At 54.2% G+C, this 12,204-nt stretch carries 11 protein-coding genes; 7 read left to right on the forward strand and 4 right to left on the reverse strand.

Features of this window, described 5'->3' with window-relative positions:
• The first annotated feature begins 13 nt into the window (after positions 1–13).
• From tatB to QBD29_RS08350, 3 genes are read left to right on the forward strand one after another with little or no spacing between them, the layout of a single operon-like run.
• The gene (gene tatB, locus QBD29_RS08340; protein ID WP_280100841.1) at positions 14–592 is read left to right on the forward strand and encodes a Sec-independent protein translocase protein TatB; all 579 of its coding nucleotides are present in this window, start codon (positions 14–16) and stop codon (positions 590–592) included.
• On the forward strand, positions 589–1,482 hold the full coding sequence (gene tatC, locus QBD29_RS08345) for a twin-arginine translocase subunit TatC (RefSeq protein WP_280100842.1): 894 nt from the start codon (positions 589–591) through the stop codon (positions 1,480–1,482). Before tatB ends, tatC begins: the two co-directional genes overlap by 4 nt.
• The gene (locus tag QBD29_RS08350) at positions 1,482–2,330 is read left to right on the forward strand and encodes an ATP-binding protein (RefSeq protein WP_280100843.1); all 849 of its coding nucleotides are present in this window, start codon (positions 1,482–1,484) and stop codon (positions 2,328–2,330) included. The genes tatC and QBD29_RS08350 overlap by 1 nt, the downstream gene beginning before the upstream one ends.
• A gap of 144 nt (positions 2,331–2,474) precedes the next feature.
• Here the strand turns inward: QBD29_RS08350 and QBD29_RS08355 are convergent, their stop codons facing one another.
• From QBD29_RS08355 to QBD29_RS08370, 4 genes are all read right to left on the reverse strand, one after another.
• Positions 2,475–3,428 (reverse strand): sodium:calcium antiporter, encoded by a 954-nt coding sequence (locus tag QBD29_RS08355; protein ID WP_280100844.1) that lies wholly within the window; start codon positions 3,426–3,428, stop codon positions 2,475–2,477.
• Positions 3,429–3,546: 118 nt separating this feature from the next.
• On the reverse strand, positions 3,547–4,422 hold the full coding sequence (locus tag QBD29_RS08360; RefSeq protein WP_280100845.1) for an ABC transporter permease: 876 nt from the start codon (positions 4,420–4,422) through the stop codon (positions 3,547–3,549).
• Complete coding sequence (locus QBD29_RS08365) at positions 4,419–5,396, reverse strand: ABC transporter permease (protein WP_280100846.1); 978 nt, start codon at positions 5,394–5,396, stop codon at positions 4,419–4,421. Before QBD29_RS08365 ends, QBD29_RS08360 begins: the two co-directional genes overlap by 4 nt.
• 74 nt (positions 5,397–5,470) lie before the next feature.
• Entirely contained in the window at positions 5,471–7,042 is a 1,572-nt protein-coding gene (locus tag QBD29_RS08370; protein WP_280100847.1) for an ABC transporter substrate-binding protein, read from the reverse strand.
• 187 nt (positions 7,043–7,229) lie between these two features.
• Between QBD29_RS08370 and QBD29_RS08375 the strand changes: the two genes are divergently transcribed.
• The 4 genes from QBD29_RS08375 to QBD29_RS08390 all read left to right on the forward strand — a co-directional run bounded on the left by QBD29_RS08375 (position 7,230) and on the right by QBD29_RS08390 (position 12,099).
• Positions 7,230–8,873 (forward strand): amidohydrolase, encoded by a 1,644-nt coding sequence (locus tag QBD29_RS08375; protein ID WP_280100848.1) that lies wholly within the window; start codon positions 7,230–7,232, stop codon positions 8,871–8,873.
• Positions 8,870–9,757: a CobW family GTP-binding protein gene (locus QBD29_RS08380; protein WP_280100849.1), complete on the forward strand. Its 888-nt coding sequence runs from the start codon at positions 8,870–8,872 to the stop codon at positions 9,755–9,757. The genes QBD29_RS08375 and QBD29_RS08380 overlap by 4 nt, the downstream gene beginning before the upstream one ends.
• Positions 9,747–10,355 (forward strand): hypothetical protein, encoded by a 609-nt coding sequence (locus tag QBD29_RS08385; RefSeq protein WP_280100850.1) that lies wholly within the window; start codon positions 9,747–9,749, stop codon positions 10,353–10,355. The genes QBD29_RS08380 and QBD29_RS08385 overlap by 11 nt, the downstream gene beginning before the upstream one ends.
• 280 nt (positions 10,356–10,635) lie before the next feature.
• A complete protein-coding gene (locus QBD29_RS08390; RefSeq protein WP_280100851.1) occupies positions 10,636–12,099 on the forward strand; it encodes an NAD(P)/FAD-dependent oxidoreductase in 1,464 nt (487 codons plus the stop codon).
• Positions 12,100–12,204 lie beyond the last annotated feature (105 nt).

Genomic DNA, 12,204 nt, shown 5'->3' on the forward strand with positions numbered 1-12,204 from the left:
GCGGAGCGCATTCATGTTTAATATCGGCATGCCTGAAATGGCGGTGATCGGCGTTGTGGCGTTGATTGTTGTTGGGCCAAAGGATTTGCCACAAATGTTCCGCAAGGTGGGACAGTTTGTGGGCAAGGCCCGTGGTATGGCACGTGATTTCCAACGTGCGATGGAACAGGCCGCAGATGACAGTGGCGTTGGTGATGTGGCGGCAGATGTGAAACGGGCCGCGTCGATGAAAAATCTGGGTCTGGATGACATCAAGACCACGATGAATGATTACAAGTCCAGCTTTGAGCCCAAAAAGGTTGATGCGGCGCGCGAACACGCCGCCCGTGTTGCCGCCGCAAAAGAAGCGAATGAAGCAGCAGGGCAGTGGCCCCCTGAAGGTGTTGACGTTGTCGAAAACTCGGAAGTTGTAGACGAAACGCCAAAGCCAGCGGCCAAGAAAGCGGCAGCGAAAAAGCCAGCGACGAAAAAGACGGCTGCGAAGAAACCTGCGGCGAAGAAAACGGCTGCCAAGAAACCTGCAGCGAAGAAAACGGCGGCAGCGAAAAAGCCAGCTGCGAAAAAGCCAGCGGCCAAGACGAGTAAAACATGAGCAACGTTGATGAAGTTGAAAACAGCGCCGCGCCCCTGATCGAACATCTGGCGGAGCTGCGCACGCGGCTGTTGTACTGTGTGTATGCGCTGTTGGCGGCTGTTTTGATTGTGTTCTTTTTTGCCGATCCGCTGCTTGATTTCCTTGTGCGGCCCTTGGCCAAGATTTTGGTGGAATATGGACAGGATGCGACCCTGATCTTTACCGCGCCGCAGGAAAAATTCTTTGCGTTTTTCCGCATTTCCTTCATCGGCGGGTTTATGTTGGCCTTTCCTGTGATTGCGTTTCAGCTGTGGCGGTTTGTGGCCCCCGGACTTTATAAAAATGAGCAAGGTGCGTTTCTGCCCTTTATTATTGCGTCGCCTTTGCTGTTTCTGCTGGGCGCGAGTTTCGCCCATTACGTGGTAACGCCGCTGGCCATGCGGTTCTTTGTAGGATTTGCGGATATTATACCGTTGGTGTCGGAATTTGTGGCAGGGGGGGACGATGATGTTTTGCCCACTGACCCAAGCGAAGTGAAAACGGTTATTCTGCCGTCGATCAAGGAAAGCCTTGATTTAACGCTGAAATTTATCTTTGCCTTTGGCATTTGTTTCCAGTTGCCTGTGCTGTTGACCCTGATGGGGATGGCAGGTTTGGTGAGTTCCGAAGGGCTGCGCAATACGCGGAAATATGCGGTTGTGGGCATTTTGGTTTTGGCCGCAGTGGTGACGCCCCCTGATGTGATTACACAGGTGATTTTGTTCAGTGTGGTTTACATGCTGTATGAAATTTCCATCTGGTTGGTGATCATGGTGGAGCGCAAACAAGAGGCCAAATTGCGTGCCGAAGGGTATTATGACGATGAAGATGCGTCTGAGACCACAGGCAAGCACCCAGAGGAATTGTGATGTTTGAGGATGCGCTGACGCGCATTGCAGAGGCGCTGGAACGGATTTCGCCAGCACCTTTGGCTGCCCCTGATTTTGGCGCAGCGGATGCCTTTGTGTGGCATGTGTCCCCTGATCGGTTGGAACCTGTGGCCCATGTGAACCGTGTGGATATTGGTTTGCTGGTTGGGATTGATCGGTCGCGCGATACTTTGATGGACAATACGTTGATGTTTGCGCGGGGCTTGCCTGCGAATAACGTTTTGTTGTGGGGTGCGCGGGGCATGGGGAAATCATCGCTGGTGAAGGCGGCCCATGCAGAGGCAAATGCGCAAGTGGGCGGTTTGAAGCTGGTAGAAGTGCAGCGCGAAGATTTGCCGAGCATTGGGCGGTTGTTGAACGTGTTGCGCAGCGCGCACGATCAGCGGTTTTTGCTGTTTTGCGATGATCTTTCGTTTGGCCATGATGATGCCCATTACAAATCGTTAAAGGCGGTTTTAGATGGGGGGATCGAAGGGCGGCCTGCAAATGTGGTGTTTTATGCCACGTCAAACCGCCGCCATTTGATGCCGCGTGATATGATTGAAAATGAACGCTCCACTGCGATTAACCCTGCTGAGGCGGTTGAAGAGAAGGTTTCGCTGTCTGATCGGTTTGGTCTGTGGCTCGGCTTTCATCCGTGTAATCAGGATGATTATCTGGCGATGATCCGTGGGTATTGTGATGCCCATGGGGTTGAGATTTCGGATGATGATCTGCGGGCCGAAGCCATTGAGTGGCAGGCCACGCGGGGGAACCGTTCTGGGCGTGTGGCTTGGCAATACTTTACCGACTTGGCCGCGCGTCGTGGGATTGTGGTTTCCAGTTAGGTTTTCGGCTCGTTTTGCTGCGCAAAGCCGACCGTTTGGCAATACTTCACTGATCTTGCTGCGCGTCGTAGGATTGTGGTTTCCGCTTAAGGGGCGCTGCCCCTTGGACCCCGGGATATTTTTGCTCAAAAGAAGCGGCTTTGTTTAAAGCGCGATGATGATGAGGTAGGCGGCGTAGGCGGAATAGCTGGCGACGAGCAGAGGGCCTTTGAAGCGGCGCGGGCCCGGGCGGGTCATGCATAAAAGCAAAATCAGCGTCATGGCGATGAGGATCGCGATGTCGACCCAGAGGTAGCCGCGGTAGGTAAAGCTGCTGATCACGCCTGAAAGCCCGAGGATGCCAAGGATGTTAAAGATTTGGCTGCCTGCAATGTTGCCAAGGATCAGGTTCGGGCGTTTGATCCGCGCGGCGGCGATGCAAGAGGAGACCTCTGGCAAGGAGCCACCTGCGGCGATGACGGTGGCGCCGATCACGGCTTCGGGGATGCCAATGAATTGCGATAGGTTTACGGCGTATTCCACGGCGAGGTCAGAAAAGAACGCCATGGCCGCAGCACCGCCGACGACCAATAGGATGGCAAGGGCGAGCGGCGTGTTCACATCGAAATCTTCGTCATCTTCCCCATCAGAGGTGGTGAGCGTGCGATACATAAAATAGGCAAAAGCGGCGAGCAGGCCCCACGCAAAGGGAGCGGATACAGAAGCGAGCGACAGGTTCGTGGTGACAAATGTGTTGATCAGCAATGCAATCGCACCAAACAGGCCCAGTATCACGGTTTTGGTGTATTCAGGACGCGCCTTTTCAAAGCGCATCAACATGCCAGCGATGCCAATGCCAAGACCCACATTCACAATATTGGAGCCGATGATGTTGGAAATAACGATATCGCCTGCTTCGCCCAGAACAGCCGAGACGTTGATGGCCACTTCGGGGGCTGATGTGCCAACGGCCACAATAACAGAGCCGACGATGAATTCAGGAACGGACAGGCGGTGAGCAATGGCCACGGCCCCTTTGACGAAAAAGCCAGCGGACACAACAACGATGCCAAGGCAAATGGGGAGCGCAATGGCGAGAAAGAGTATTGAGTCGCTCACGTAAATGTCCCTTTTCAACTGTCCCCAAGGCGGAGGTAGTCTGCCCATCCCTTTGGTGCAAGGGGTGGGTATTGGTTTTTGGGACTATCCGTGAAAATTGGTCAAAATTTGATCAAGTCTAGCGGTCTTTGAGTTTGGGGTTGAGTGCGTCGTTCAGCCCGTCGCCCACCAAAGAAATGCACAGCACGGTAATGAAGATCGCCACACCTGGGATGGTGACGGTGTAGCCTGCATCTAGGATGTATTGGCGGTTGGAGCCGATGATTTGACCCCATGACACGACGTTTGGATCCGTGAGGCCGAGGAAAGAGAGGCCTGCTTCGAACAGGATGGCGCTGCCGACCATAAGAGCGGATTGCACGATGATCGGGGGCAGGGCGTTGGGCAGGATCACGGAGAACATGATTTTCAATGGTCGTGTGCCAGACGCGCGGGAGGCCATGACGAATTCCAACTCGCGGATGCGCAGGAATTCGGATCGGGTGATACGGGCCACGGCTGTCCATGAGACAACGCCGATGGCAACGGTAATCATGGGCAAAGATGCGCCAAAGAGGGCCACAATGACCATGGAAAACAAGAGGGTTGGCAACACTTGGAAGAATTCGGTGATGCGCATGAGAACTTCTTCCACCCAGCCGCGATAAAAGCCTGCGAGAGCGCCAACGGACACGCCGATGACGACGGACATAAAGGCGGCGGAGACACCGATGATGATGGAGACGCGTGCGCCGTTGATGATGCCCGCCATAAGATCGCGGCCAAGGTAGTCTGTGCCAAGCAGATAGCCGTCTACCCCTGGGGGAGAGAAGGGCGCCCAGACCATTTCAAACGGGTCGATGCCGTAGAGGGTTGGGCCAAAGATGGCACCAAAGACGATCAGGCTGAGGACAACCAACCCTCCAAGAGCAGCGTAGTTTCGGCGGAAACGACCCCATGCTTCGCCCCATGGGGATTGAGATTTGGTGGTGGTGTTGACGGAAAGATCGCTCATCCTTTGCCTCCGATCCGTGGGTCCACGAGTTTTTGTGCAAGGTCCGTGAGAAGATTGCCAATGATGACCACAAGGGCAGAGAAGAACAGGATGCCGAGGATCGTTGGCGTGTCGCGGGCCAGAATGGATGTAAAGGCAAGTGTACCAAGGCCCGGCCAAGAGAAGACGGCTTCGACCAGAACAGCGCCAGAGATCACGGCAGAGAATTGCAGACCTGCGAGTGTAATAACAGGGGAGAGCGCGTTTTTAAGAGCATGTTGGTAGACGACAGTGCCGTGCGGCATGCCTTTGGCATAGGCGGTGCGCACGTAATCGGTGCGCAGTTGTTCAAGCATGGTGGCGCGGGTGAGGCGCGAATAGAGCGCAAGGAACACAGAGGCGAGGGTAATCATAGGCAGGATGAGGTGAACAAGCACGTCCCATGATTTGACCCAGAAGCCGCCTTCGATTGTCACATCGCGCATACCTGCAACGGGGAACCATTGGAATTGCAGTGAAAAGCCGATGAGCAGCAGGATGCCTGTCCAGAACACAGGGGCGGAGTAGCCAAAGAGCGCGATGAAGGTCACAAAGTGGCTGGTGAGACCGTTTGGTTTTTGCGCTGAGATGACGCCAAGTAGAACGCCAATTAGAAGCGCGAGGATTTGGGCGGAGAACACCAGAAGGAGTGTTGCGGGGATGCGTTGCAAAATGAGTTCGGTGACGGGTTCACGGTAATAAAATGAGTAGCCGAGGTTCCCTTGGAGCACGTTGCCGATATAGCGGCCAAGCTGCACGAGGAAGGGTTGATCAAGGCCATATTCGGCGCGGATTGCGGCGAGCACTTCGGCGTCAGCTCCGCCGTTGGCTTGCGCGATTGTGTCGGCCACATCGCCGGGCGCTAGGTGCATCATAGAAAAGTTGAGCACCAAGACGGCAAGCAACAGGATGATGGCATAGGCCACGCGGACGATGAGGGTTTGTAAGAAATTCACGGGGAGGCAGCCCTTGTGTATTTAATGCACGTGTTGGCAATTGCGCGGCGAGAGGTCCCGCCGCGCAAAGATATTTATTTCAAGTAGGTCATGTCGATTGGCGTGGATGTACCCCAGATGCCGATCGGTGGATTGCCCACTTTTTCTGTATTGTAAACAGTGTGATACGGCAGTGTGTTCGTATGGTACACTGGCAGTTCATCCGCGATGATCGCTTGGAATTCTGCATAGAGTTCTTTGCGTTTTGCATCATCGGTTTCAACCGCAGCCATGGCCATCAGTTCGTCCACGCGGGCGTTGGAATAGCCCTGAGTGTTGGACCAAACGCCCTTTTGGATGTTGGATGAATCGTATGTGCGGTGAACGCCGATCACTGGATCGCCCCAGTTGAATACGGTGTCCCAAGACATATCAAAGTCGCCTGTGCCCATCTTTTTCGCCCATGTTGGGAAGTCAGCGGAGGAGACCACTTCGACGTCGATGTTGACCTTTTTTAGGGCCGCTTTGACGTATTCGACTTGTGGTTTCACACCTGGCCAACCGAAATCAATGGTCAGAGACATGCGAGAGCCGTCTTTGACTGGATAGCCTGCTTCATCAAGCAATGCTGCGGATTTTTCCAGATCGAGGTCATAGCCATCTTGCGCCGCATAGAACGGGCTGTCTGGGTGGATACCTGTTGTGGAATCTGCGGCGGTGCCTTGCATCAGTGCTTTGTGGATGAAGTTTTTGTCCACTGCATAGGCAATCGCTTTGCGCACACGCACGTCGGCCAACGGGCCTTTGGTTGTGTTCATGGCCAGCCAATCAAGCGGACCAATCGCGCCGTAGCCGTCTGGTGTCACTGTCAAGCTGTCCACACCTTTGAGGCGGTTGATAATGCGGGGCAGGGATTCGAACGCGCCCATGTGCAATTCGCCGTTTTCATAGGCAATGGCGCGGGCTGCTGGATCGGTGATGATCCGCATAACGATTTTATCAAGGTATGGGCGGCCGTCGATGAAGAAGTCATCAAAGCGTTCTAGAATGACGTGTTCGCCGTTCTTGAATTCCACCAGTTTGAACGGGCCAGAGCCGACAACGTTTTCGTTGTTGCGCGGGTGAGCTTTGACGTCTGTGATTTCACCGTCGCCGTAGATGTGTTTTGGGATGATGGACATCAACTGGCCAGACATCGCCAGCATCAATGCTGGGTGTGGTTTGGACAGTTTCAGAACAGCGGTGTGTGCGTCTGGTGTTTCCACAGATTCCACAGGAGCGAACATGGATTTGAACGGGTGGTTCGCTTTGATCACCTCAACCGAAAACGCCACGTCTTCGGATGTGAGCGGTGTGCCATCGTGGAATTTTGCATTTTTCACGAGGTTCAACGTGACGGTCAGGCCGTCTTCGGATGTTTCCCATGTTTCCGCCAGATAGGGCTGTGGTTCCCAGTTTTCGTCGTAGCGCAGCGGGGAGGCGAACAGCTGTGCGCCTGGAAAGCCCGTCACGATGCCAGATTGCACGGCAGAGTTCAGATTGCGCACGTTGGAGCCGAGCACGGTGACAAGTGTGCCGCCTTTTTTAGGTTCGTCGGCATGTGCCGCTGTTGCGACCATGGATGCGAGCGCGGTAGCTGTCATCAGGCCTTTGAAAATGTGTCTCATGAGACAAGTCCTTCTGTTGGTTAACGTGTTTATTGTTTTTATGGTTCGAGCCTACGCTGAGTATTTCCGCAACGACAAGGAAAATTTCTTATGAGTCACAATTTTTTACGCAGGGGAAAGAAAGCAATTGAGGTGCTGATGGAATGCGGCTTAGAGTTTCGTTAACTTGTGAAGAAGGATGCCTGCCATGACTGCGACCACCATATATTCCGCCAAAAAGATCATCACAATGAACCCAAGTCGCCCAGAGGCGAGCCATGTTGCGGTGCGCGATGGCCGTATTTTGGCGGTTGGGGATTTGGCAGAATTGGAAACTTGGGGGGATTACATGCTTGATGAGCGGTTCGCTGATAAAGTGTTGATGCCCGGTTTTGTAGAGGGACATGCGCACACAATGGAAGGCACGTTGTGGCGCTATGTGTATTGCGGTTTCTTTGATCGGATGGACCCCGATGGCAAATCTTGGGATGGATTGAAATCCATTGAGGCGGTGTTGGATCGCCTGAAAGAGGCGGAAGCCAAGATGGATGACCCTGATGCGCCTTTGTCTGGCTGGTCGCTTGATCCGATTTACCTGGATAACAAACGGGTGACGCGGCAAGATTTGGACAGTGTGTCATCCACGCGGCCTATTGGGGTATTGCACGCATCAGGGCATATTTTGAACGTGAACTCCAAGGCGCTAGAGCTGGCGGGGCTGTTGAAAACGGGGATCAATCATCCCGGAATGCCGCTGGGGGCAGATGGCATTCCCACAGGGGAGTTGTATGGCCCTGATACGATGACACCCGTTGGGGAGCATGTGGGTTTCAATCGGTCGCTGACGGACAGTGACGAGCAAGGGTTGCGCGATTTTGGCAAGTTGTGTGTGCGTACGGGTGTGACCACGATCACGGATTTGGCGGCCCGATTGGAAGATGACAGTGTGGAGGCCATGCTGCGTGTGACAGGCGAGCCGCAATACCCTGCGCGGGTTGTTCCGTTGAAGTTTTTCATGGGGGCCACGGCGCAAGAAACGGTGGATCGGGTGTTGGCGTTAAAGGAAAAGGCGACGGATATGTGTCGTCTTGGGCGCATCAAGGCCGTGGCGGATGGATCGATTCAAGGGTTTTCGGCGCGGATGCGTTGGCCTGGGTATCACAACGGTGCGCCAAACGGGCTGTGGTATACCGCGCCTGAGCAATTGGCAGAATTGTACCGTGCCGCGTTGAAGGCAGATGTGCAGGTGCATACGCACACGAACGGGGATGAAGCCACAGAGATGGTTCTGGAAACGTTGGAGCCAGCGTTGCGTGAGGTGCCCCATCCCGATCACCGCTTTACCTTGCAGCACTGTCAGTTGGCGGACGCAGCGCAGTTTCGCAAGATGAAGGCGCTGAATATGTGTGTGAACCTGTTTGCCAATCACCACTTTTACTGGGGAGATGAACATTACCGTTTGACCGTGGGACCAGAACGGGCGCTGCGCATGAACGCCTGTCGCACGGCGCTTGATACAGGGGTTCCCATAGCGATTCATTCGGATGCGCCTGTGACACCGCTCGGGCCATTGTTTACGGCATGGGCCGCGGTGAACCGCATTACGGCATCTGGGCGCACGCAAGGAGAGCATGAAAAGATTGCAATAGATGAGGCGCTTTGGGCGATTACGCTAGGGGCGGCCTATACGTTGCATATGGATGATGAAGTGGGGTCCATTGAAAGCGGCAAGAAGGCGGATTTTGCGGTGCTTGAGTCCGATCCACGAGAGGCATCGGGGGATGCGTTGAAGGAGATTTCTGTCTGGGGGACGGTCCAAGGGGGGCGTGTGTTCGCGGCGGCCGATCTGTGATTCCTGTAACGGTTATTGGCGGCTACCTTGGCGCGGGTAAAACAACGCTGGTGAACCATTTGTTGCGCAATGCAAATGGGGTTCGCCTCGCCGTACTGGTGAATGAATTTGGCGAGCTGGCCATTGATGAAGATCTGATCGAAGCGCAAGACGATGATGTGATTTCCATTGCGGGGGGCTGTGTGTGTTGTTCCTTTGGCAGTGATCTGACTGCGGCGTTGGCAGATATGGCGGCGATGGAGCCAAAACCCGATCATGTGTTGATTGAAAGCAGTGGTGTGGCGATCCCGTCGTCCATCGTGAACTCGCTGGTGTTTCTGCCTGCGTTTCGATCCGATGGGATTGTGATATTGGCGGATGCGGAAACGGTGCAGAAATCGGCACGGGACAAGTATATGGGGGATACGGTGACGCGTCAGATTTCAGATGCGGATATTATCCTGCTCAACAAAGTGGATCTCGTTTCTAAAGCCGCTCTGGATGCCACGCGGATGTGGTTGCAGGTGCAAAACCGTGATGTGCGGATTGTGGAAAGTACGCAGAGTGTTGTGCCCCCTGAAACTGTGCTCGACAGCTTTATCGGGCGCGCGCGGTCTGGTGGGGAACATTTCGAAGCGGCGCATTTGGATATGCTGACCTTGATGCCACAAAGGGCAGTTGATGCCGATGCGTTGGCGGCGGCCTTGGCGGATGAAGGCGCTGGGCTGGTGCGGGCCAAAGGGTTTGTGACGCGCAGTGACGGGCGTAAGGCGCTGATCCAAGTGGTGGGGAGGCGGTTTGAGGTGAGCGATGCGAGCGCGGAGAAGGCGGACGGTGTTGTTTGCCTAGGCTTTAAGGATGTAATGTCACGCGATGTGTTGGAGGCGCTGGTCATTGATGTTTGAAACAATTCTCAGCACGGTTCGGCTGACAAGTCTTTTGGTGTGTCTGCTATTATCGGGGAAGAATGCAATTGCTCAGTCAGGCGGTGAAACAAACAATCAGGACATAATTAATTTTTTTGAACAGCAATGTCTTGATCCATTGCAAGACTATGTTGGGTCGAATGTAGAAGACCTGTATCGTTTTACCCAAGAGGAAACTGACCAGCTGACACAAAGTCTGAATATTCAGGGCAAGGAATGGAAGGTTTGGTCGCCCAAAGGCGGGTCACATGTTTTGATCCTGAAAGATGCGAACACGCCGCTTCCTTGCACAGTGGCAAATTTCAAAGTCGAAGCGGAGGATATGCGAGTTGTCTGGGAGACGCTTGCATCTGCACAAGGATTTCGCAGTGAAAGTGGCACCAACTGGCCAGTCGCAAAATCCGAAGAAAAAGTGATCCGCCTTTCTTGGGATGGACTGAAGCATGTCATAGGGTCAGATTTTTTGCTGGTGTCGGCGAGATTCCTCGGTCCGAGAGATGAAGCGATAGTTGTTCTGACTGGGATGCGTCTTGAGAAATCAAACTTTACGTGCGCGTTTTTCCCTGAAAACTGCTGAAATTAGATTAAGCCTTTACTAGAACCAGATCAAAATCGACGCGGACGTCATCTTGATCAACCGAGCCAGACAGGGCGCAACCGTCGGGTAAGCTGTTGGCGGGCATGTCTTTGGTCACGTTTCGCATGGGCGGCTCCTTTGTCCTGTGTGGGATGGTGGTGTGCAATGTCCTGCGCGGCATAGACCATTTCGCGGACCGTGACGCGCAGTCGTTTGGGCAAAGCATTGGCAAAGTGGGGTAGGCGATTGTAGGCTGATAACAGGCCAAGGGAGACAGTCAATGGACCATTTTGACGTGCTGATAATCGGGGCTGGGATTTCTGGCATTGATGCGGCGCATCATTTGAATACGTTGCGCCCCAATGACAGCTATGCCCTGATCGAGAGCAAATCCGCCATTGGGGGGACTTGGCGCACGCACACCTATCCTGGAATTCGATCAGACAGTGATTTGTTTACGTTTGGTTTTGCGTGGAAGCCGTGGATGGGCGTGCCTGTGGCCACCGCACCAGAGATTTTGAAGTATCTGGAAGAGGCTGTCGATGAAATCGGCATCCGCGACAAGATACGGTTTAACACAAAGGTCATCAGCGCGGATTGGGACAGTGCGGCGCAGCACTGGCGGGTTGAGGTTGAGGACGACAGTGGAGCCCACACGCTGACGGCAGGGTTTTTGTGGACCTGTTCGGGATATTACGATCACGCCAAAGGCTATATGCCGCGCTGGGCGGGGATGGAAGATTTTGCGGGGGAGTTGGTGCATCCGCAAACGTGGCCAGATGGGTTAGACACCGAGGGCAAACGGGTTGTTTTAATCGGTTCGGGGGCCACGGCGGCGACGATTTTACCCGCGCTGGCGGGGAAGGCGGCATCTTTGACCATGTTGCAACGGTCGCCGACCTATTACATGGCGCGCCCTCAGGTGGATGAGTTTACCAAAACGCTGAGCGCGCTGGGCCTGCCAGATGAGTGGTATCACGAGATTATGCGGCGGCGGTTCCTGTATGAAAGCGAGGATTTCGTGCGGCGCACGCGGGTGGAGCCAGAGGTGGTGAAAGAAGAAATGATCGGGGTGGCGCGGGACCATTTGGGGCCTGACTATGATGTAGAGACCCATTTCACACCGCGATATATGCCATGGAAACAACGGGTTGCCCGCATTCCTGATGGGGATTTGTTTGCCGCCATTCGACAGGGACAGGTGGAGGTGGTGACCGACGAGATTGAGCGGTTCACGGCCAATGGTTTGGTGTTGAAATCGGGCCAGGTGTTGGAGGCGGATATTGTGATTTCGGCCACGGGATTGAACCTGAAAATGTTTGGCGATGTGGTTTTGAAAGTAGACGGGCAGGGGGTTGATCCCGCGCAGACGTTCACCCATCGGGGCATCATGTTTTCAGGGCTGCCGAATTTGGCCAATGTGTTTGGATATTTTCGCACGGCGTGGACCATGCGTGTGGGGTTGGTTTCGGAATATGTGTGTCGCATGCTCGATCATTTGGAGACGGAAGGATATGCGTCTGTCACGCCAAAACTGCGCGATGAAGATGCGGATATGGCCGTGCGTCCATGGATTGATCCAGAGGATTTCAATGCGGGTTATGTAATGCGCAGTTTGGATATGATGCCACGCCAAGGAGACAAACAGCCGTGGGTGATGACACAGGATTTTTACAAAGATCGGGTGGATTTGCCTGCTGCAGATTTCGATGATGGGACGCTGGAGTTTGCGGGCAGGGGGTGAAATCCGAAGCTTTTAACGTATCCGTGGGTGATGTCGGCGGCGGACCATTGTGTAAACGAACCTTTAACGCCGACACGTCCAAATAGACGTGTCGGCGTTTAGGAT

Source organism: Amylibacter sp. IMCC11727 (genome assembly GCF_029854195.1).
Lineage (GTDB): Bacteria > Pseudomonadota > Alphaproteobacteria > Rhodobacterales > Rhodobacteraceae > Amylibacter.